Origin of the sequence: Longimycelium tulufanense, from assembly GCF_014645795.1 — a bacterium.
Classification (GTDB): Bacteria; Actinomycetota; Actinomycetes; order Mycobacteriales; family Pseudonocardiaceae; genus Longimycelium; species Longimycelium tulufanense.
In genome coordinates, this window is the sequence record NZ_BMMK01000030.1 from 1,372 (window position 1) to 21,254 (window position 19,883).

Here is a 19,883-nt window from a genome sequence, read left to right on the forward strand (position 1 = left end):
GACCCCACCCCTGACAAGGAGGACAACCGTGGCCGTAGCCACACCTACAGTGGACGAACGCCTGGCCCGGGTCGGCGTGCTGGACCGGCTCCTGGTCCGGCCCGAGCTCGGCGCCGTGCTCGGCGCGCTGGTGGTGTTCACGTTCTTCTCGGTCTTCACCGACCAGTTCCTCAGCCCGGCCGGCGCGGCGACGTGGCTGGACGACGCCTCGACGCTGGGCATCATGGCCGTGGGTGTCGCGATGCTGATGATCGGCGGGGAGTTCGACCTCTCGGCCGGTGTGATGACCGCGTCGACCGCGCTCGTCACCGCCATCCTGGCCACCCAGCTGGGGCTCAACGTCTGGCTGGCGCTGGGCGGCTCGTTGCTGTTCGCGCTCGCGGTGGGCGCGTTCAACGGTTTCGTCGTGATGCGCACCGGACTACCCAGCTTCATCGTCACACTGGGCATGTTCCTGGCCCTACAAGGCCTGAATCTCGGTGTGACCCGGCTGTTCACCGGAAGCGTGCAGGTCTCCGGGATCTCCTCGGTGGATGGCTACGAGTCCGCCGGGTTCCTGTTCGCCTCCACCGTGCAGATCGGCAGCATGACGTTGCAGGTGTCGGTGCTGTGGTGGCTGCTCGTGGCAGGGGTGGCCACGTGGGTGCTGCTGCGTACCCGGTTCGGTAACTGGATCTTCGCCGTGGGCGGTTCGGTGACCAGCGCCCGCCAGGTCGGCGTTCCGGTGATGCGCACGAAGATCCTGCTGTTCATGACGACCGCGTTCGCGGCCTGGGTGGTCGGCTCGATCAACATCCTGCGGTTCACCACGGTGCAGGCCAACCAGGGAATCGGCCTGGAGCTGCAGTTCATCGTGGCCGCGGTGGTCGGCGGTTGCCTGCTGACCGGTGGTTTCGGATCGGCGATCGGCGCCGCGATCGGCGCTCTGATCTTCGGCATGACGCGGCAGGGCATCGTTTTCGCCCGCTGGGACACCGACTGGTTCATGTTGTTCCTTGGCGTGATGCTGCTGGCGGCCGTGCTGGTCAACAACGCCTTCCGCCGCAAGGCGGAAAGGGTACGGAGGTGAGCGGGTGAGTACCCCCCTGCTGGAAGTACGCAACGTCGGCAAGCGCTTCGGCGGCGTGATTGCACTCCGCGAGGTCTCCACCGTGGTCAACGCCGGCGAGGTCACCTGCGTGCTCGGTGACAACGGCGCCGGCAAGTCCACGTTGATCAAGATCCTCGCCGGCGCACACTGTCACGATGAGGGCGAGTACCTCGTCGAGGGCGAGCCGGTGCGCCTGTCCTCGCCCCGTGAGGCGCTGGACCGCGGTATCGCCACCGTGTTCCAGGACCTCGCGGTGGTGCCACTGATGAGCGTGTGGCGCAACTTCTTCCTCGGTTCCGAGCCACGTGTCGGCTGGGGCCCGTTCTCCATGATCGACCGGAAGAAGGCGTGCGAGACGACCCGGTCGGCCCTGGCCGACATGGGGATCGACCTGCGAGACGTCGAGCAGCCGGTGGGCACGCTCTCCGGCGGTGAGCGGCAGTGTGTGGCGATCGCGCGTGCCGTCCACTTCGGTGCGAAGGTGTTGATCCTGGACGAGCCGACGGCCGCGTTGGGCGTGAAGCAGGCCGGTGTCGTGCTCAAGTACGTGGCGCAGGCCCGCGACCGCGGCCTGGGCGTCGTGCTGATCACGCACAACCCGCACCACGCCTACCCGGTGGGCGATCGGTTCCTGCTGCTCAAGCGGGGACGCAGCCTCGGCTGCCAGGAGAAGGCCGACATCACGTTGGCCGAACTGACCAGGCAGATGGCCGGTGGCGCGGAGCTGGAGGCCCTCGAGCACGAGCTGCGGCAGGAGCGGGTGGTGCCGGAGCCGGCGGGGGCCCTGGAGAAGAAGGTGAACAACAGCCGTCTGAGCAAGGAGCGTGCTATCTCGTGACTGCCCACGAGGCGCAGGCGAGACCGGGCGGATCGGTCGGCACGGAGTTGCTGACCGTCGGCCGGGTCGGCGTGGACCTCTACCCGGAGCAGAGCGGCGTACCCCTGGCCGGGGTACGCACCTTCGCGAAGTCGCTCGGGGGCACCGCCACCAACGTGGCGGTGGCCGCTGGGCGTCTGGGCCGCCGCAGTGCCGTGCTGACCAAGGTCGGCCCGGACGGGTTCGGCGACTACGTGCGGGAGGCGTTGCAGGACTTCGGGGTCGACCCCGGTCACGTCGGTACCGCGCCCGATCTGCTGACACCGGTCGTGTTCTGCGCGTTGGACCCGCCAACCGATCCGCCGCTGCTCTTCTACCGGTTGCCCACCGCACCGGACATGACGCTGCAGCCGGCGGACGTGCCGTGGGAGCTGGTGGAAGAGGTCCCGCTGCTGTGGGTGACCGGCACCGGGGTCTCGGCCGAGCCGGCCCGCTCCACCCAGCACGAGATCCTGCGCCGCCGCGGCCGGCGTGCGCACACCGTGCTCGACCTCGACTACCGGCCGATGTTCTGGCCGGACGTGGCGACCGCACGCCGGGAGATCGGCGCGATGCTGGACCACGTCACGGTCGCAGTCGGCAACCGGACCGAGGTCGAGGTTGCCGTCGGAACCGCGGACCCGGAGGAGGCGGCCAAGCGGCTGCTCGACCGCGGCGTGGAGCTGGCAATCGTGAAGAAGGGCGGAGACGGCGTGCTGGTGGCGAGCCGGGACGGGTCCTGGACCGTGCCGCCGCGGCGGGTCGAGGTGGTGTGCGGGCTGGGCGCCGGTGACGCGTTCGGCGGTGCGCTCGCGCACGGCCTGCTGGCCGGCTGGGACCCGGTGCGCGTCGCCGGGTACGCCAACGCGGCCGGGGCGATCGTGGCGGGCCGACTGGCCTGTGCGGACGCCATGCCCACCCCGGAGGAGATCGAGGAGTTCCTGCAACCGTGAATCCCGTGAGCAGTGGGGTGGCCGACGGCACAACCAGCGGCCGCATCAGCGACGCCGACTGGGCGGACCTGCTGGCCACCCGAGCTACCGAACCGGAGGCGGTCTCCCGCGCCTACGCGTCCCGGCGCCGCCGGGACAGCCTGCTGTCCGAACAGGGCACGCTCTTCCTGGTGGCCGCCGACCATCCGGCGCGGGGCGCGCTGGGCGTCGGTGACGACCCGATGGCGATGGCCGACCGGCGGTCGCTGCTCGAGCGACTGCTGGTGGCGCTGGACAATCCCGCGGTGGACGGGGTGCTGGGGACGCCGGATGTCGTGGAGGAACTACTCCTGCTGGGCGCCCTGCACGACAAGATCGTCATCGGTTCGATGAACCGGGGCGGGCTGGCCGGTGCGAGCTGGGAGGTCGACGACCGGTTCACCGGACACGACGCACAGTCTATTGTGGACAACCGGCTCGACGGCGCGAAGATGTTGCTGCGCCTGGTGGACGACGACCCCGGCACGATCCCAACCCTCATCGGGTGCGCGAACGCCGTGAACGAGCTGGCCGAGCGCGGCCTGATGGCCATGGTCGAGCCGCTGCCGTATCAGCGGGACGGTGCCGGAAAGCTCGTGCTGCGCCGGGATCCCGCCTCGCTGGCCCGCGCGATCACCATCGCCAGCGGGCTGGGCCGCACCTCCGCCCACACCTGGCTCAAGCTGCCCGCGCCCGCCGAACCCGACACGGTTCTGGCGGCGACCACACTGCCGGTCGTGGTGCTCGGCGGTGTCCCCTCGGCGGACCCGGGCGCCGACCTGGCGTCCTGGGGCGCGGCCCTGCGCAACCCGGTGGTCCGCGGCCTGGTCGTGGGCCGGGCGCTGCTCTACCCGCCGGACGGCGACGTGGCCGGCGCCGTCGAGTCCGCCGCCCGTGTCCTGCGCGCCGCCCGCGGCACCGCGGACGACGCGGGCACCGACGGCAAGACGAACAACAGCAAGGAGGTCCTCGCGTGACGCAGGCAGCACCCAGCACCAGCAAGCTGCACCGGCCGCTCGGCACACTGTCCCACGGCGACGACCCGATCCTGCTGACCCCGGAGGAAGCGGGCTGGACATGGACCGGGTTGCGCGTGCTGCGGCTACCGGCCGGTGGGTCCCGCACCCTGCGCACCGGTGAGTTCGAGGCGTTCGTGCTCCCCCTGACCGGAGGCTGCACCGTCGAGGTGGACGGCGAGCGGTTCGAGCTGGCCGGCCGCGAGTCGGTGTTCACCAGTGTCACCGACTTCGCCTACGTACCAAGGGATGCCGAGGTCGTTCTCGCCAGCGCCCAGGGCTGCGAGGTGGCCCTGCCGATGGCACGCTGCACCCGCCGGCTGGCCCCGAAGTACGGGCCGGCCGAGCAGGTTCCGGTCGAGGTCCGCGGCGCCGGCACCGCCACCCGGCAGGTGACCAACTTCGGAGTCCCGGGCGTCTGGGACCACGCCGACAAGCTCAACGCGTGCGAGCTGATCACCCCGGACGGCAACTGGTCGTCCTACCCGCCGCACAAGCACGACGACACCGAGCCGTGCACGGTGGTCAACGAGGAGATCTACTACTTCCGGATCGCCGGCCGGGACGGGGTGACTCCCGACCGCGAGGGCTTCGGACTGCACCGCACCTACACCGACGACGGCTCGATCAACGAGGACGTGGTGGTGCGCGACGGGGACGTGTTCCTGATCCCGCGCGGCTACCACGGGCCGTGCGTGGCCGCCCCCGGGTACCCCATGTACTACCTCAACGTTCTGGCCGGCCCGGGTGAGGAGCGCTCGATGGCCTTCTGCGACGACCCCGCGCACAGCTGGGTCCGCGACACCTGGGCCACCACCCCCACCGACCCACGGTGCCCGGTCACCTCGGCCGAGGGCCGGGTGCGGTGACCGCGCCGCCGGGTACGCCCGGCCCGCGGTCCACCCCTTGAGAAACGAAACGGAGCCAACCGTGACGACCGTCCGTCTCTCCGCGGCACAGGCACTGGTGCGCTGGCTGGTCGCCCAGCGGACCGAGCTGTTGGACGGCACCGAGGCACCACTGTTCCCCGGCGTCTTCGCGATCTTCGGACACGGCAACGTGCTCGGCCTGGGCACCGCCCTCGACGAGCACCGGGACGACCTGCCCACCTGGCGCGGCCACAACGAGCAGGGCATGGCGCTGGCCGCCGTCGGCTACGCCAAGGCCACCCATCGCCGCCAGGTCGGCGTCGCCACCTCCTCCATCGGCCCGGGCGCGATGAACATGGTCACCGCCGCCGGCGTCGCGCACGCCAACCGGCTGCCGGTGCTCCTGCTGCCCGGCGACACCTTCGTCGGCCGCGCCCCGGACCCGGTGCTGCAGCAGGTCGAGCACTTCGACGACGCGACCGCCACGGTCAACGACGCCTTCCGCGCGGTGAGCCGCTACTTCGACCGCATCACCCGGCCCGAGCAGCTGCTGGCCACCCTGCCCCAGGTCGCCCGGGTGCTCACCGACCCGGCCGACTGCGGCCCGGTGGTCCTGGCGCTGCCCCAGGACGTCCAGGCCGAGGCCTTCGACTACCCGCTGGAGCTGTTCACCCGGGTCGTGCACCGCGTGCCCCGGCCCCGGCCGGACGCCCGTGCGGTCGCCGCCGCCGTGGACCGCATCCGCCGCGCCGAGCGACCCCTCCTGGTGCTCGGCGGTGGCGTCCGCTACTCCGGGGCGGCCCAGGTGGCCATCGATGTCGCCGAGGCGCACGGCATCCCGATGACCGAGACCACGGCCGGCCGCACCCTCGTGCCGCACGACCACCCGCTGCATGCCGGCCCGATCGGCATCACCGGCTCCGCCTCCGCCAACACCCTGGCCGAGCGGGCCGACGTGGTGCTGGCCGTGGGTACCCGGCTGCAGGACTTCACCACCGCCTCCTGGACCGTGTTCAACCCGGAGACGCTGGTGACGATCAACGCCGCCCGGTTCGACGCGGTCAAGCACAACGCGCTCGCCGTGGTCGGCGACGCCGGTGAATGCCTGCACGAACTGGCGGGGGCACTGGGCGACTACCACGCACCGCCGGAGTGGACCGCCAGCGCCGCCGAGGAACGCGCCAAGTGGGACGCGCACGTCAACGCGCTGCGGGAACCCACCCCCAAAGACGGCCTGCCCACCTACGCCCAGGTCGTCGGGGTCGTCAACGACCTGTCCGGCCCCGACGACTACGTGATGACCGCCTCCGGCGGGATGCCCGGTGAGCTGATCGGCGGCTGGCGGGCCAACGGCACCGCCACCATGGACGTCGAGTACGGGTTCTCCTGCATGGGCTACGAGCTCGCCGGTGCCTGGGGTGCGGCCATGGCCCGCCGCCACACCCACCCGCACGGGATCGTCACGACACTGCTGGGCGACGGCTCGTACCTGATGCTCAACTCCGAGCTGTACTCGGCCGCGTTCGCCGGGCACGGGTTCGTCGCCGTGGTCTGCGACAACGACGGCTATGCCGTGATCGCACGGCTGCAGACCGGGCAAGGCGGCCGGGCGTTCAACAACATGTACGACGACTGCCGCAGCGAGCGGACCGACACCCTACGGCCCCGGGTCAGCTTCGCCGACCACGCCGCCGCCCTCGGCTGCGCGGTGCTGCCCGCGGACGACCTGGCCGGCGTGGCCGACGCCTACCGCAAGGCGCGCGAGATCGCCGTGGCCGAGCGGCGGCCCGCCGTCGTCGTGGTGCGCACCCACCCGTCGTCGTGGACCGAGGCCGGCGCCTGGTGGGAGGTGGGCGTGCCCGAGCACCTGTCCGGCCACCCCGGCTACCAGCAGGGCAAGGCCCGCCAGCTCCGTTACACCAGCTACGGCGGTTAGGCCCCGCTTCGGGCGCGACACCCGTCCAGGGCCCCCGGCCGCGCCCGGAGCGGTCTTCAAGGGAAAGGGAAGGGCCCGTCACCGTTTCTCTGCGGTGACGGGCCGCCTTCTGCTCCGCGTTTCGCGAGAGCTCCCGGCCCTGCCGGCGCGACCCAGACGCGCGTCGGACGTGGTCGGGATCCGACCACGTCCGACGCGTCGTCGTGTCTGCCCGGGCCTGGCCCACACCCCCGACAACCGTCAACAAGCCCGCCCGCCGGACACACCAGGCCGACCCCTGTGGGTCGGTATGGCTACCCAGGAAGGCGGGCCGACCACCGCCACCCCACCGCGACCGGCCGGCCCGGTGGGACGCCGACGTCAGCGGCGGTACTCGTCGTACCCGTCGTCGTACGCGTACGGGTCGTCGAAACGGTCGTCGTCGCCGTACTCCTCGCCGGAGGACTTACCGCCCGTCAGCTCCTGCTGCAGGGCCCTGAAGTCCGGGGTGGGGGAGTTGTACTTGAGCTCTCGGGCCACCTTCGCCTGCTTGGCCTTGGCACGGCCGCGCCCCATGGCTCGACCCCCTCGCACAGGGACGGGGCGGCCGCGGGAAACGGCGGCCCCGTTCGGTCTCGACAACTTCTCCTGGTAACTACCGTACCGTGTCGACGGGGTTTGACGCGACGCGGGACCGCCCGCTCCCGACGTGATGCGGACCGCCGCTGCCGCCCCACCCCGCGCCATGCGAGTATGCCCCGGTGCCGCGTCCGTTCGTCGCCTACCTGCGGGTGTACGAACCGTTGCCGTCGCTGGACACTGCGCTGCGGCAACGGGTGGAGGAGGCGTTGGGCGCCGGGGAGCTGGACCCCGCCGACGCCGGAGAACGGGAACGACAGCTGTGGCTGAAAGCACAGCTGGCCTCGCCGCCCCGGCTGCTGCCCGGGGAGCTGCCGGACGGCACGGCCGCCCCGAGCGCCCCGTTCGACGTGATGGTGCTCGAACCCGAGGACGTACCCGCCGAGACCGACGGTGAGATCGGGCCCGGCCCCCTGGTCTGCCCGCTGGACGTGCGACCCCGGGCCGCGGCCGCGCTGATCGGGTTCCTGTCCACCGCACCCGCCCCGTTGCGCGAGCAGGTCCTGCCGCTGCCACCGGACTCGGTGCGCTCCCGCGCGTCCGCGGTGATGGCCGAGCTGACCGCCGGGGCCGTGCACGTGGTGTCCTCCACCTGGACCGTCCCGCTGCCGTGGTTCGCGCTGGTCGATCCGGACGCCCGGCAACTCGTGCTGGCGCCCCAGGAGGACCCGCACCGCCGGGTCTGCTGGCGGGTGAGCATGGCCGATGCCCGTCGGCGGACGGCTCGGGCGCACACGGCGGTGCACGACGCGCTCGGCGACGAGGGGCCGGCCAAGGTCCTCAAGGACACCGGACGGTGGCTGGAGCACTTCCACCCGCACTCGGCGGTGGAACTCGACTACGGCGGGTTGGTCCAGCTACTCGACGACGCCGACCTGCTTGCCGACACCTCCGCCCATGACGTGCACGCGGCCGTGGACGCCCTGGAGTCCGGCGACGTGGACGAGGTCGCCGAGCTGTACGAGCGGCTGCGCGAGTTCTGGGGCGAAGTCGCCGAACGCGAGCGCTTCAACTAGCCGGAACGAGCCGGCCGGCTCGGTCAGGTCGGGTTCTGCTGCTCACCCTCGGCCGGCGGTTCGTTCCCACCGAGCTGTTCGCCGATCTTGTCCCGGGCGGTGTCGATCTGGTCGGTGTACTTGCCGCCGGTCTTCTCGTCGGCGATGTCCGCCGCCTTGTCGACGCCCTCCTTCACTTGCTGCTCGCGCCCGGTCACCAGTTCCTTGAGCTTGTCGAGAATGCTCATCCGCCTACCTCCTGCGGTCCGCTGAGGGTTGTGCGCACGCCGCGGACGAACCCCGACGGACCCCCGCCGCGGCCGCGCACGACCATCTTGGGCGTGACCGCGCCCGATCCCGAACAAACCGCTCGGCCGGGCGTCACCCGGACGAGCGGCCGAAGACGTCCGGGAGCAGGCGGACCACGCCGACCGGCTCGCCCCGGCCCAGGACCGGGTCCTCGGCCAGCGCGTCGAGCTCCGGCGAGGCCGGTACGCCCAGCGCCCGCAGCGCACCCACCATGATCGGCAGCCGGGCCCGGGCCGCCCCGTCGGTGACCTTCAGCGCAACCGCGCCCACCCCGGGCACCGCGGCGGCGTGCACCCCCTCGGCGCCGGCCTTGCACAGCAGCCCGGACACCGCCGACATCAGCCGAGTGTCCTCCCGGCCGGCGCCCGCCACCAGGTACGGGTAGGCCCGCATGGCGTCCGCGATCCGCCGCTCCGGCGTCCCCGGCTCCGCGCTCACCAGCGCCAGGAACGCGTGCGCCAGCCCGGCCAGCGAGAAGGCGAACAGCGGGGCACCGCACCCGTCCACCGCGGTCGCGGCCACCCGCTCCCCGGTCAGCTCCTCGACCGTCTCCCGTACCGCGACCTGCAGCGGGTGCGCGGGGTCCAGGTAACCCTCGGTCGGCCAGCGCAGCTGCACGCAGGTCGCCAGCATCGCGGCGTGCTTGCCCGAGCAGTTCATCGCCGCCCGGCGCGCACCGCCACCGCCGGCCAGCAGCGCGTTCCGGCTCGCCTCGTGCGAGGGCAGCTCCGCCGGGCAACCCAGCGCGTCCTCACCCAGCCCGTGCTTGCCCAGGATCGCCAGCGCCCGCTCCACGTGCTCCGTCTCGCCGCTGTGCGAGGCACAGGCGAGCGCCACGTCGGCGTCGTCGGGCAGGTCGAGGCCGGCCCGCAGCATGGCCAGCCCCTGCAGCGGCTTGTTCGACGAGCGGGGGAAGAGGGGCGCCCCCGTCTCCCCGAGGGCGTACACCAGCGTGCCGTCGGCGCCGAGGACGGCCACCGACCCGCGGTGCACCCCCTCCCGGAAACCCGACCGGACGATCTCGACCAGCTCGGCATCGCGCATCGCGGTGATGGTGTCCTCCCGTTGTCGGATCGCGAACACCCGCACCGGTCCGCGCCGACCACGCGGCGCGACCGGCGTTCGTTCACCGGCCCGCGGGTCAGCTCCCCTCGTCCGGGGCGTCGCTGCGGGTGCGCTCCGCGGCGAGCAGGTCGTCCACCGATGCCTGGCCCTCCCGGTACCGCCGGGCGATCTCGGCGTTGAGCCGGTCGACCACGACCTGGACCTCGCGGCGACGCTGCGACACCGACTCCTCCTCCGCGGTGTACGCGCGCAGAGCGTCTGCCAGCTTGCCATCCGAGAGCGATGTGACGTCCGACAGGTCGACGTCGGAGACCAGCGCCTCCACGTGCCGGCGGTGCGCCTCGGCCCGTGAGGGCTCCAGCGTCTGGTACCGGCCGGAGCCGGTGGCCGGACCCACCGCGTTCGCCGACAGGATCCCGACCAGCTGCTCGACCACCGAGGTGGCGCCACCCTCGACGCGCCGCTGCTGCTCGGCACGCACGATGTCGATCCGGGCGTGCAGCAACCGCCGCAGGTAGGACAGGTCGGTCTCCTCCTGCGCCGCCTCGTCGCGCAGCGCGCGCACCTCCGCCAGCGGACGTTGCTCGACGCCCTGGGTGTAGTCCGGTGCGAGGACCCGGTCGATGCGCCGGCGCCCGCCCGGACGGACCTCGATCACGTGTCCATCCTGCGGGACACCGCGGCTGCCAGCCAACACCTGACCGCTCACCGTCGTCCGCGTGTCCCCGTCGGGCCGGCTCACCGCGGGCTCCCGCCGGCCGGTACGGCGGGCTGTCGGACACCCAGGATCGTGCGTACCTCGTCCGGGGCCAGCGGCGGCCGCTGCGCGATCTTGGCCAGCCCGGCGGCCCTGGCCACGAGCTGGGCGTTGTCCCGTACCCGCTCGCCGCGCGCGTAGGACAGCGTGTCCTCCATCCCGACCCGCACGTGCCCACCCGCCGACAGCGAGGCGAGCAGCACCGGCAACGTGGTGCGGCCGACGCCCGTGGCCGAGAACGTGGCGCCGTCCGGGATCATGCGCAACGCCGCGACCAGGGTCTCGGCGTCACCGGGCATCCCACCGGGCACACCCATCACCAGGTCGAGGTGGACGTGTTCGCCAGCGGGCAGTCCGTGCTCGTCCAGCAGGCGGCGCAACGCCGCCAGGTGGCCCAGATCGAAGATCTCGTATTCCGGGACGATCCCGCGCTCCTGCATCCGCCGGTGCAGCTCGACGACGAACTCCCACCGGTTCAGGAACACGTCGTCGCCGAAGTTGACGGTGCCCATCGTGCAGGAGGCGGAGTCGGGCAACGCGTCCAGCACGCGCAGCCGGTCCGCCTCCGGGTCGGTCACCGCGCCCCCGGTGGACAGCTGCACGATCAGTTTCGTCTCCGAGCGCAGCGCCGCGACCGTCTCCCGTAGCCGGCCGAGGTCCAGCGTGGGCCGGGCGTTGTCGTCCCGGATGTGCACGTGAATCATGGCGGCCCCGGCCAGTTCGCAGTCGCGGGCGGTGCGCACCAGCTCGTCCAGCGTTACCGGGAGGTTCTCCACGTCGGCCTTGGCGTGTTCGGCGCCGGTGGGGGCCACCGTGATGAGGGTGCCGTGGGCGCCCGGGCGTCGCTGTCGTCGCTGTGCCGCTGCCATGCGGCCGATCCTGGCACAGCCGGGCGGCCTCGCAATGCCCCCAGCGTCGGCAAGACGACCGGAATCCCGACGTAGAGCGGGAAGGTACCGCTCTCGAGGCGGGCGACGAGGTCACCCGTGCAGGCGGCGCAGCGCCTGCCGGCCGGGCGGCTGCCCGGTCTCAGTGGGCACGGAGTCAGGATCCACCGCGGCGGCCACCGCGCGGTCCTCGGCGCCGGCCACGAGCTGCGCGTCCAGCGGTGCCGACCGCTTGAGCAACGCCAGCGCGATCGGCCCCAGCTCGTGGTGCAGGGCCACCGAGCCCACCCGGCCCACCGGCTTGCCGTCGAGCGTCACCGGGTCGCCGGTCACCGGCTGGACCTCGGGCGAGCCGTCGAGGTGCAGCAACACCATCCGGCGTGGCGGCCGACCCAGGTTGTGTACCCGGGCCACCGTCTCCTGGCCGCGGTAGCACCCCTTCTCCAGGTGCACCGCGACGCCGATCCAACCCACCTCGTGCGGGATGGTGCGGTTGTCGGTGTCCAGGCCCGCCCGGGGCCGCAGTGCCTCCACACGGAGTGCCTCGTACGCCCAGCTGCCCGCGGGCCGCGCACCCGCGTCGGTGAGCCGCTCCCAGCGGTCGACCAGCGCGTCCCGGGGAACGAGCAGGTCGAAGCCGGCCGGTCGGGGCCACGGCATGCGGCGCACCCAGCCGCCGTCCGGCAGCGGCGCGACCGCGTACGGCTCGGCCGGCACCGGCGCGTCCACCGCGGTGAGCAGCCCGGGCGCCTCCGGACCGAGCAGGGAGAGCACCGCGTACTCGGAGCTGGCGTCCCGCGGCTCGACCTTGGACCAGAACCGCATCGACTCCAGGTACTGCGCGAGCGGGACGGGTGCGGCAGGTGGCAGGGCTCCGGTGGCCGTGGCGCCCGCGTCGGCGTCCAGCCACACGCAGCCGTCGAGGTGCGCCAGCACCATGTGGGCGTCGATCCGGCCGTTGCCGTCCAGCACCAGTGCCTCGGTGCCCGCGCCCTCGGGCAGGTCCGTCACGTGCTGGCTGAGCAGCGTGTGCAGCCATCCCAGCCGGTCCTCGCCCGGGACCGCGACCACCGTGCGGTGCGAGCGGTCGACCACCACCGCCGTGCGCGCGGCGGACCGCTGCTCGGCGAGCGGGTCACCGAAGTGCCAGGGCACGCCGGCGTCCGGGGAGTCCTCGGGCGGGGCCACCGCGCCGGGTCGGGCGAGGAGGGGAGAAGTCACTGGTCGGCTCCGGGCTCGTCGGGTTCGGCCACGCAGTCGGCACACAGGCCGTGCAGCGCGACGTGGGTTGCATCCAGTGCGAACCCGCGTTCCCGGCGCAGTTGTTCCACCAACCCCGACAGCGTGTCCGTCGGCACCTCGTCGACCCGCGCGCAGCGGTGACACACGAGGTGCACGTGCTCGTGCTCCTCCGCCGAGTACGTCGGCGCGCCGTGCCCCAGGTGCGTGTGCCGCACCAGACCAAGCCGCTCGAGCAGGTCGAGGGTGCGGTAGATGGTGGTGATGTTGACGGTGGGGGCCGTGCGCTGGACGTGCTGGCAGGTCTGTTCCGGGGTGGCGTGCCCGAGCTCGCGGACCGCGTCGAGCACGAGCTGCCGCTGCGGGGTCATCCGCATGCCCCGCTCGTGCAGCGTGCGTCGCAGGCTGGTGTCCACGCCCCGATCGTAAGCTGGGCGGCGCGGACGTGGCGTTGTGTCCTGGGCCGGCCGGGCGTGGGCGTACTGTGACGCCATGCGCGTGCTGGCTGGCCTGGACGGAGCGCTGCTGGACCCGGAGGCCCCGCTGCTCCGCGCGGACGATCTCGCCGCGACCCGCGGGGATGGCGTCTTCGAGACCGTGCTCGTGGTCGACGGCAAGCCGCGGGAGCTGGGGCCGCACCTGGACCGGTTGGCCCGCTCGGCCGCCATGTTGGACCTGCCCGCCCCGGACCCGTCGGCCTGGGAGCGGTGCGTCAAGGCGGTGATCAGCGCCTGGCGGGGCGGGCGCGAGATGGCGCTCAAGCTCGTCTACACGCGCGGTCCGGAGTTCGGTGACGGCACCCCCACCGCCTACGGGATGGGCCTGCCGATCGGCGCGGGGGCGCTGCGGGCACGGGTGGAGGGGGTCTCCGCGCTCACCCTGGAGCGTGGGTTCGCCCCCGAGCACGCCGGGCGCTCCCCGTGGCTGCTGCTCGGCGCCAAGACCCTGTCGTACGCGGTGAACATGGCGGCCCTCCGGTACGCCGAGAGGCAGGGTGCGGACGAAGTCGTCTTCCTGGCCTCCGACGGCTCGGTGTTGGAGGGCCCGACCTCGACCGTGGTGGTGGCCAACGGCCGCACCCTGCGCACGCCACCGCCGTCGATCGGGATCCTGCCCGGAACCACGCAGGGAGCGTTGTTCCGGGCGGCCGAGCGGGCCGGTTGGACCACCAAGGTGGAACGGCTACGCCCGGACGACATCCGCGGCGCGGACGGACTTTTCCTCGTGTCCAGCGTCCGCAAGGTGACCTTCGTGCACACCCTCGACGGCACGCCGCTGCCGAATTTGGAGCCCAGGCGCGCCCTGCACGCCGAGCTCAGCGACCTTTACGAGTCCGAGTACCGCACCTGAAGCCCCGCGGGGGAAGGGCTGATTCTGTCCACTTAGGACCCGTCGGTCAGGTGGTAGTCGTCGAGGCTGAACGGGGGCGCGCTCACAGTCAGGAACTCCAGGTCGGTGACGTCGGATGCGTTGAAGATCTGGTGTACCTGGGGCGGGAGGATCAGAACGGTGTCACCCGGTCCCAACCTGCGTTCCTCCGCGTCGAGGATGAACCGTGCCTCCCCGCTGAGGATGTAGTAGGTCTCCTCGGTCTCGTGGTGGTAGTGGGCGGGTGAGTATTTACCCGGCGGGACAACCACATGGACCAAACCGTGCTTCGCCGCTTCTGCCACGGCCGGTTGTCTTCCCACCATCTCGTAGATGATTTCGCCCTTCGCGGCGAGGAAAGGCTCCTCGACGTCTTCCTTCCGGATGACACGCACAGCCCGCACTCCCTCGTTTGTCGGTTGTGGAAAACTCATGGCGCGCACGGGAAGTCGTGCACGTCGTTGCGGTCGAGCCCGGGAGGTACGGGCCCGGTGTAGATGACCTCGACCCGGGTGTAGACGGTCAGGCCGTACCCGCAGGAACGCCGCTCACTGAGCACGACGCGGGCGGGGAACGGCTGCTGCTCGGACTCGGCGCAGCTCGGGTCGCACGGGTTGACCCACGCCGTCCCGGTGGCGTGTGCCTGCTCGCCACCCCAGTCCCGCCACTGCAGTTCGGAGACCAGGTAGTTGGCGTCCGCGCAGGTGATGACGATTTCGCTCGGGCGCGTTTCCGGGGCGATACAGTTGATCAGCCCGGCGGCCTGGATCACGACCTCCTGGTCGCCGGGCTGTCCCGGGCGTGCCGCACGGGACGTCCTGGTCTCCAACAGCGACCCGGTGCTGGGATCGAACGTGAGCTCCTCCCGCTGGCCGGCGGCGCTGTGTGCCACCACGACCCGCTCGGGAGACTGCTCGCCCACCTCGACCGAGGGCAGTGCCGCCAGCACCCGGTAGAGCGCCGCACGCAACGGTGTGGGCAACCCGGGCGCCACCATCAACTCGCGCGCCAGCTCGAACATGTCGGTCGCCGGCGCATAGGTGCGCAGCGTGCCCGCGAGCTTCCCGGGATCCTGGGGAAGGCGGAGCATCTCGTCGTAGCCGATGCGCGCCGGTCCTACCCGGTAGTCCACCGGGCCGCGTGTCTGGCTCGACCCGGTGCCGGCCAGCGCCGGCCTGCCGTCCGCCTCCCAACGCCGCAGCTGCTCCGCGTCGTCGAACTTCGGCGGATCCGCCGTGGACCTGGTCTCGGCCGTTCCGCCCGGGAACATGGTCACCTCGACCGTGCGCCGGACGGTGTAGCGGTAGCCGGCGTCCTCGTAGCGCCGGGTCTGGGTGCTGCGCTGGAAAACCTGCCGCTCGAACGGAATTTCCTCGAATTGGATCCGGCCGGTGTCCACGGCCGCTGCCGCCCGCTCCAGCAGCTCGGCCGCGCTCGGGGGCGGCTCGCGACCGGGCAGCCCGAAAACCACCAGGCTGATGGCGATGACGCCGGCCATGGCGGGTAGCGCGAGCATGAGGGGCCACCGCAGGCGCGGGAACCGGCGCCGTCGTGCCGTGGTCCCTTCGCGCGGGGACTGCACGATCCGCTCGTACAGCGCACGGGCACTCCGCTCGTGGTGGTCGTCGGTGAGCTCGGCGACCCGCGTCGGGTTCGCCGCCTGGAGCGCACGGAGGGCCTCGTCGGCGGCGGAGCGGTTACGGTGCCAGGGAATCCAGCGGCGGCCTGGTGTCATCGGTCCCGCGTCACCTCCTCCAGCGCGCGGGTCAACCGCCGCCGCGCCCGGTGCAGCCGGACCGAGGCGGTGGTGCGGGAGCAGCCGAGCGTCCGGGCCAGTGCCGGCACGTCCAGCTCCTCCCAGACGTGCAGCATGAGTACCTCCCGGTCCCGTTCGCTCAGCGTGCCCAGCGCCCGGTGGACCGGTTCGTGGTCCACCTGCTCCGGCGCGGCGTCCTCCGGTGGGGCCAGCGTCGCCACCCGTTCGACCAGTGCGCGGTTCCGGCGCATCGAACGGAGCTGGTTGGCCAGCACCCGGCGGGCGACACCGAGGATCCAGGGCAGTGGGTCGTCACCGGGCACGTCGTCCAGCCGGCGCCAGACGACCATGAAGGTCTCGGCGACGACGTCCTCCGCGGAGTCGGCGGTGGTGCGTCGTAGCGCGTAGGCCAGCACGGATCGGTGGCAGGCGGTGAAGAGCCGCTCGAAGCGCGGTGTCTCGTCTCCGCTGTCCGACAACCTCACCCCCGACCTGCGGTGCCCGGCCCGCCCCCTGCGGGTCGCTGGGCCGGGTGGGGTGTCCCGCCCCCGACGCGGGGCACCCCACCCGGCGGTTCCCCTTATTCAGCGAGCTTGTGCTCGTGGTGGCCGTTCGGGCCGTCCACAATCACCCGGGTGAAGTACCGCTCCGGTCGGTCGGCAAACGGCTTGCTGTCGACCAGCCGGACTGTGACCGGGTAGCTCTGCCAGCTGCCGTCCGCGCAGGACGGGTCGCAGGTATTGATCACCTCGCGGCCGGTCGCGGTCGCCTCGTCGGCGTTCCACCCGCTCCAGTCCAGGCCGACCAGCTGGTCGTTGCCGTCACCGCAGGCCAGCGAGATGGTGTCCGGCTTCACCTGCAGCTGGTGTGCGCAGTCGACCACCACGACGTCATCCCCGGCCGAGGGGCTCGTCCCGGTGTCCGTGCCGGACCCCGCGGTCGCGGCGAACGCGGACGGCACCATGAACCCGGCCCCGGTGAGTAGCGCGGCGAGCGGCAGCCCGAGGGCCGCGACGTAGGTCTTGCGGCGCATCAACGCCTCCCCTTCTTGATCCCCCTCACCCCGGCGCGTCCGGGGTAGGCACGGTCGGGTAGCGGACGGAAGCGGTACGCCCGTCGTGTGGGTCCGGTTCACCCGGTGCGCCCAGCGCGGCGGAGGACTTCCCCGCAGTGCCCTTACACCTGGAACTTGTCCGGCAGACGACCAGGGATTTCAGGCAGGAAATGTGACGCGCCGCACGGCGAGTGGCCGGCAGCCGGGACGACATGGGTCAGCCAAAAGGCGGAGCCGGCCTACGAACGGGGAGGACCTCAGCCGACGGGGCGGAGGTGAACGGTGCTGCCGGGGCGGGCTTGGCCGAGCAGGGGAAGCGCCTCCGGGAGGGCGACGCCGATCACCGGGTAGCCGCCGGTGGTCGGATGGTCGGCCAGGAAAATCACCGGAAGTCCGTTCGGCGGCACCTGGATCGCACCGGTCACCATGCCTTCGCTGGGCAGCTCCACACCGTCGAAACGCTCCTGCCGGTGCAACCGCGACCCCTCCAGCCGCACGCCGACGCGGTTGCTCTGTGCGGACACCGTCCACCGCCCGGCCCATAGCTGTTCGAGGGCGGCGCCGAACCAGTCATCGCGCGGCCCGAGTAACACCGGAATCTCGATCTGGTCGGGGAAGCTCGGCACGGGCAGCTCGTCCGCCCCGCGCGGCACACCGGTCGCCGATCCCAACGGCAACACGTCCCCGTCCCGCAGCGGTGCCGGCCCCAGCCCGGACAACACGTCCGTTGACCGGCTACCCAGCTCGACAGGCACGTCGATGCCACCCGACACCGACACGTAGCTGCGTAGACCCGTCGCTGGCGTGCCCAGCTCGAGCACATCGCCCGCCGCCAGGTGCAACGGAACGTGCGAGCCCACGGCCTCGCCGTTGACACTCACCGCCACCCCCGGCCCGGTCACCGCAACCGTGCACGAGCACTCGGCGCGCGCCCGCAGCCCACCGAGCAGCACCTCCAGCCCGGCGGCCTCCTCCGGGTTGCCCACGAGCCGGTTGGCCAGCCGTAGCGACGGCTGGTCGAGCGCACCCGACGGCGGCACCCCGAGCGGGGCGAACCCCGAGCGGCCGTGGTCCTGCACCAGCGCCTGCGGCCCGGTTCGCTCCACCACCACCGAACGCGCCATCACGCCACCTCGAACCGGACTCGGTCACCGGGCGAGAGCAGGGCCGGCGGATCCCGCCGGGGATCGAACAGCGTGGCGTCCGTGCGGCCGATCAACCGCCAACCGCCCGGTGACGAGCGCGGGTACGCGGCGGTGAACTCCCCGGCCACCCCGACCGAACCGGCCGGCACCGTGGTCCGTGGGTTGGCCAGCCGCGGCTGTCGCAGGGGTTCCGGCAGGCCGACCAGGTACGCGAACCCCGGCGCGAACCCGCAGAAAGCAACGGAGTAGCTCGCCGCGGTGTGCAGCGCGACGACCTCGTCGCGGGCCAGGCCGGCGGTCTCGGCAACCAGGTCCAGGTCCGGGCCGTCGTAGCTGACCGGCAGCACCACCTCGCGCGGGGTGCGTTCGGGCGCCCGCGTCGGGTCCAGCCGGGACAACACCTCGCGCAGCGCGTGCAGTCCGTTCGAGCCGGGCCGGACGGTGACCAGCACGGTCCGCGCGGCCGGCACCAGCTCCAGCAGGCCGGGCAGCTCGCCATGCTCCGCCGCCTCCGCCAGGCCGGCGCGCACCGCCGCCACCTCGTCGAGCGAGGACAACTCCACCAGGGCGGCGTCCGGACCGCAGTGTCGCAGCTCCACGGGGCAATTCTCGCGCGTCCCGGGCGGAGTGATCAGCCCACGACGCGTTGCAGGCGCGCCGAGGCGTGCGGCTGCATGGGCTGGCCGGACATCGCGCGCTCCTCGACGTAGGCGAGGTCGCCGCCGGCGACGATGCCGTACAGCCGCTGGGCGCCGACCACGTCGCGCGCCGACGCGGTGCGCACCACGGCGTCCGTGGCGATCTCCCAGGACGTCTGGCTGCGCGGCTTGCCGTAGAAGATCTCGACGATGCCGGTGGCGTGCGCCAGCAGCACCTCGATGGTGTCGTCCGGCTGCGGCCGCCACCAGCCGACCTCGCGGGCGGCCTGCCGGATCACCTTGCCCTCGTCGTCGAGCAGCCAGGCCCGCGCCTCGTAGTACAGGAACGGCCGGCCGTCGTGCGCGAAGGTGATCTGCTGGCCGTAGCGGTACGGGCCCTCGATCGTCGGGTAGACGACCTCGCCCTCGCCGCGCCACACGCCGACCAGCGGGAGCAGCGACAGGCACGCCTCGTGCAGGTCGGGGCCCTGCCGGAGGTTGGCGGTGTCCGGCGCGACGGGCAGGTCGTCGAACTGGGGCAGGTTGCGGCCGCGGGTCTCCTCGGCGCGCTTGGCGGCGGCCCTGATCGCGGCGTCACCGCTGCCGGGAACCGGGGCAGGCGAGTCAGTCATGGTGATGGGAAGTCAGCTCGGGTCGGTGTCTCACCGCTGGTCGGAGTACAGGCGGTACACGACGTAGCCGGCGAACCAGACGGTCGCCACCGCGACCACCACCATCAGCGAGGTGAACACAATGTGCAGCACGCGCCGAGGATAACCCCGCAGATCCGACCACCTGACGCGACGCCCGGTGACCTTCCGCACCGACCGCCGGCCAGGCCCTCGACCACGGGTTTTCCAGCCACGACCAGTGGGAGCCGCCCATCCCGGCGCACGCTCCGGGCACGTTCCGGCCGCGCGAAGCCGACGTGGCTGCCGCCCTGCCAGGCAGGACGACAGCCACGTGTCGACGATCAGCCGCCCCGAAGGTCGCGGCCGATCATGCGGCTCAGGCGACCGCGATCTCCAGCTCGTGGATGCCGGGCCCCTCGGCCGTCACCGCGGTCTCGCCGCGGCCGGACCGGTGCAGGGCCCGCACCGTCCAGGAGCCGGGGGCGGCGAAGAACCGGAAGTCGCCGGTCTCGGCGGACACCACCTCGGCGGTGAACTCGCCGGAGGCGTCGAGCAGCCGGACGAAGGCCCCGGCCACCGGGGTGCCGTCAGCGACGACCCGGCCGGTCAGGACCACCTCCTTGCCCGCGTCCACGTTGGCCGGCAGCGTGGCGGTCTGCTGCGGCGCGCCGCATCCGCTCAT

Annotated in this window: 23 protein-coding genes; 8 read left to right on the forward strand and 15 right to left on the reverse strand. The window is 72.4% G+C overall.

Features of this window, described 5'->3' with window-relative positions:
• Window positions 1-28: 28 nt before the first annotated feature.
• The 6 genes from IEY55_RS24180 to iolD all read left to right on the forward strand — a co-directional run bounded on the left by IEY55_RS24180 (window position 29) and on the right by iolD (window position 6,738).
• Complete coding sequence (locus IEY55_RS24180) at window positions 29-1,069, forward strand: ABC transporter permease (protein WP_229686713.1); 1,041 nt, start codon at window positions 29-31, stop codon at window positions 1,067-1,069.
• A 4-nt stretch (window positions 1,070-1,073) separates the two neighbouring features.
• Window positions 1,074-1,928 (forward strand): ATP-binding cassette domain-containing protein, encoded by an 855-nt coding sequence (locus IEY55_RS24185; protein ID WP_229686708.1) that lies wholly within the window; start codon window positions 1,074-1,076, stop codon window positions 1,926-1,928.
• Window positions 1,925-2,899: a 5-dehydro-2-deoxygluconokinase gene (gene iolC, locus IEY55_RS24190; RefSeq protein WP_189060845.1), complete on the forward strand. Its 975-nt coding sequence runs from the start codon at window positions 1,925-1,927 to the stop codon at window positions 2,897-2,899. Before IEY55_RS24185 ends, iolC begins: the two co-directional genes overlap by 4 nt.
• Before the next feature lie 44 nt (window positions 2,900-2,943).
• The gene (locus IEY55_RS24195) at window positions 2,944-3,894 is read left to right on the forward strand and encodes a Cgl0159 family (beta/alpha)8-fold protein (protein ID WP_229686714.1); all 951 of its coding nucleotides are present in this window, start codon (window positions 2,944-2,946) and stop codon (window positions 3,892-3,894) included.
• Entirely contained in the window at window positions 3,891-4,802 is a 912-nt protein-coding gene (gene iolB, locus IEY55_RS24200) for a 5-deoxy-glucuronate isomerase (RefSeq protein ID WP_189060846.1), read from the forward strand. Before IEY55_RS24195 ends, iolB begins: the two co-directional genes overlap by 4 nt.
• A 61-nt stretch (window positions 4,803-4,863) precedes the next feature.
• Window positions 4,864-6,738, forward strand: a complete 1,875-nt coding sequence (gene iolD, locus IEY55_RS24205) for a 3D-(3,5/4)-trihydroxycyclohexane-1,2-dione acylhydrolase (decyclizing) (RefSeq protein ID WP_189060847.1) — start codon at window positions 4,864-4,866, stop codon at window positions 6,736-6,738.
• A 360-nt stretch (window positions 6,739-7,098) separates the two neighbouring features.
• On the opposite strand, the gene IEY55_RS24210 is transcribed toward iolD, so the two are convergent.
• A complete protein-coding gene (locus IEY55_RS24210) occupies window positions 7,099-7,293 on the reverse strand; it encodes a DUF3073 domain-containing protein (RefSeq protein ID WP_189060848.1) in 195 nt (64 codons plus the stop codon).
• A gap of 185 nt (window positions 7,294-7,478) precedes the next feature.
• Between IEY55_RS24210 and IEY55_RS24215 the strand changes: the two genes are divergently transcribed.
• A complete protein-coding gene (locus IEY55_RS24215; RefSeq protein WP_189060849.1) occupies window positions 7,479-8,372 on the forward strand; it encodes a DUF8083 family protein in 894 nt (297 codons plus the stop codon).
• A gap of 23 nt (window positions 8,373-8,395) precedes the next feature.
• Here IEY55_RS24215 and IEY55_RS24220 read toward each other — a convergent pair whose 3' ends face one another.
• The 6 genes from IEY55_RS24220 to IEY55_RS24245 form a co-directional block, all read right to left on the reverse strand.
• Window positions 8,396-8,599 (reverse strand): antitoxin, encoded by a 204-nt coding sequence (locus tag IEY55_RS24220; protein WP_189060850.1) that lies wholly within the window; start codon window positions 8,597-8,599, stop codon window positions 8,396-8,398.
• 133 nt (window positions 8,600-8,732) lie between these two features.
• On the reverse strand, window positions 8,733-9,704 hold the full coding sequence (locus tag IEY55_RS24225; protein ID WP_189060908.1) for an asparaginase: 972 nt from the start codon (window positions 9,702-9,704) through the stop codon (window positions 8,733-8,735).
• A 97-nt stretch (window positions 9,705-9,801) separates the two neighbouring features.
• Window positions 9,802-10,383 carry an RsiG family protein gene (locus IEY55_RS24230; protein ID WP_189060909.1) on the reverse strand — a complete coding sequence of 194 codons (582 nt, stop codon included), beginning with the start codon at window positions 10,381-10,383 and terminating at the stop codon, window positions 9,802-9,804.
• 80 nt (window positions 10,384-10,463) lie between these two features.
• On the reverse strand, window positions 10,464-11,351 hold the full coding sequence (locus tag IEY55_RS24235; protein WP_189060851.1) for a beta-keto acid cleavage family enzyme: 888 nt from the start codon (window positions 11,349-11,351) through the stop codon (window positions 10,464-10,466).
• A gap of 111 nt (window positions 11,352-11,462) precedes the next feature.
• Entirely contained in the window at window positions 11,463-12,590 is a 1,128-nt protein-coding gene (gene ygfZ, locus IEY55_RS24240) for a CAF17-like 4Fe-4S cluster assembly/insertion protein YgfZ (protein WP_189060852.1), read from the reverse strand.
• Entirely contained in the window at window positions 12,587-12,985 is a 399-nt protein-coding gene (locus tag IEY55_RS24245; RefSeq protein ID WP_229686715.1) for a Fur family transcriptional regulator, read from the reverse strand. Before IEY55_RS24245 ends, ygfZ begins: the two co-directional genes overlap by 4 nt.
• A gap of 115 nt (window positions 12,986-13,100) precedes the next feature.
• On the opposite strand from IEY55_RS24245, the gene IEY55_RS24250 reads away from it, so the two are divergent.
• Entirely contained in the window at window positions 13,101-13,958 is an 858-nt protein-coding gene (locus tag IEY55_RS24250) for an aminodeoxychorismate lyase (protein ID WP_189060854.1), read from the forward strand.
• A 32-nt stretch (window positions 13,959-13,990) separates the two neighbouring features.
• Here the strand turns inward: IEY55_RS24250 and IEY55_RS24255 are convergent, their stop codons facing one another.
• The 8 genes from IEY55_RS24255 to IEY55_RS24290 all read right to left on the reverse strand — a co-directional run bounded on the left by IEY55_RS24255 (window position 13,991) and on the right by IEY55_RS24290 (window position 19,883).
• Window positions 13,991-14,371 (reverse strand): cupin domain-containing protein, encoded by a 381-nt coding sequence (locus IEY55_RS24255; protein ID WP_189060855.1) that lies wholly within the window; start codon window positions 14,369-14,371, stop codon window positions 13,991-13,993.
• 35 nt (window positions 14,372-14,406) lie between these two features.
• Window positions 14,407-15,711: a hypothetical protein gene (locus tag IEY55_RS24260; RefSeq protein WP_189060856.1), complete on the reverse strand. Its 1,305-nt coding sequence runs from the start codon at window positions 15,709-15,711 to the stop codon at window positions 14,407-14,409.
• Window positions 15,708-16,217 (reverse strand): RNA polymerase sigma factor, encoded by a 510-nt coding sequence (locus IEY55_RS24265; protein WP_189060857.1) that lies wholly within the window; start codon window positions 16,215-16,217, stop codon window positions 15,708-15,710. Before IEY55_RS24265 ends, IEY55_RS24260 begins: the two co-directional genes overlap by 4 nt.
• Before the next feature lie 95 nt (window positions 16,218-16,312).
• The gene (locus tag IEY55_RS24270; protein WP_189060858.1) at window positions 16,313-16,765 is read right to left on the reverse strand and encodes a hypothetical protein; all 453 of its coding nucleotides are present in this window, start codon (window positions 16,763-16,765) and stop codon (window positions 16,313-16,315) included.
• Between the two features lie 278 nt (window positions 16,766-17,043).
• Window positions 17,044-17,910 (reverse strand): 5-oxoprolinase subunit C family protein, encoded by an 867-nt coding sequence (locus IEY55_RS24275; RefSeq protein ID WP_189060859.1) that lies wholly within the window; start codon window positions 17,908-17,910, stop codon window positions 17,044-17,046.
• Window positions 17,910-18,530 carry a 5-oxoprolinase subunit PxpB gene (gene pxpB / locus IEY55_RS24280; RefSeq protein ID WP_189060860.1) on the reverse strand — a complete coding sequence of 207 codons (621 nt, stop codon included), beginning with the start codon at window positions 18,528-18,530 and terminating at the stop codon, window positions 17,910-17,912. Before pxpB ends, IEY55_RS24275 begins: the two co-directional genes overlap by 1 nt.
• 32 nt (window positions 18,531-18,562) lie before the next feature.
• Window positions 18,563-19,201, reverse strand: coding sequence for a heme-binding beta-barrel domain-containing protein (locus IEY55_RS24285; protein ID WP_189060861.1), 639 nt, complete (start codon window positions 19,199-19,201; stop codon window positions 18,563-18,565).
• 376 nt (window positions 19,202-19,577) lie between these two features.
• Window positions 19,578-19,883 (reverse strand): DUF1416 domain-containing protein, encoded by a 306-nt coding sequence (locus tag IEY55_RS24290; protein ID WP_189060862.1) that lies wholly within the window; start codon window positions 19,881-19,883, stop codon window positions 19,578-19,580.

Coding starts and splice junctions, on each gene's coding strand:
- IEY55_RS24210 (WP_189060848.1), bottom strand. CDS start 7,293: ATGGGGCGCGGCCGTGCCAAGGCCAAGCAGGCGAAGGTGGCCCGAGAG.
- IEY55_RS24220 (WP_189060850.1), bottom strand. CDS start 8,599: ATGAGCATTCTCGACAAGCTCAAGGAACTGGTGACCGGGCGCGAGCAG.
- IEY55_RS24225 (WP_189060908.1), bottom strand. CDS start 9,704: ATGCGCGATGCCGAGCTGGTCGAGATCGTCCGGTCGGGTTTCCGGGAG.
- IEY55_RS24235 (WP_189060851.1), bottom strand. CDS start 11,351: ATGGCAGCGGCACAGCGACGACAGCGACGCCCGGGCGCCCACGGCACC.
- IEY55_RS24245 (WP_229686715.1), bottom strand. CDS start 12,985: ATGCGGATGACCCCGCAGCGGCAGCTCGTGCTCGACGCGGTCCGCGAG.
- IEY55_RS24250 (WP_189060854.1), top strand. CDS start 13,101: ATGCGCGTGCTGGCTGGCCTGGACGGAGCGCTGCTGGACCCGGAGGCC.
- IEY55_RS24260 (WP_189060856.1), bottom strand. CDS start 15,711: ATGACACCAGGCCGCCGCTGGATTCCCTGGCACCGTAACCGCTCCGCC.
- IEY55_RS24270 (WP_189060858.1), bottom strand. CDS start 16,765: ATGCGCCGCAAGACCTACGTCGCGGCCCTCGGGCTGCCGCTCGCCGCG.
- IEY55_RS24275 (WP_189060859.1), bottom strand. CDS start 17,910: ATGGCGCGTTCGGTGGTGGTGGAGCGAACCGGGCCGCAGGCGCTGGTG.
- IEY55_RS24285 (WP_189060861.1), bottom strand. CDS start 19,201: ATGACTGACTCGCCTGCCCCGGTTCCCGGCAGCGGTGACGCCGCGATC.
- IEY55_RS24290 (WP_189060862.1), bottom strand. CDS start 19,883: ATGAGCGGATGCGGCGCGCCGCAGCAGACCGCCACGCTGCCGGCCAAC.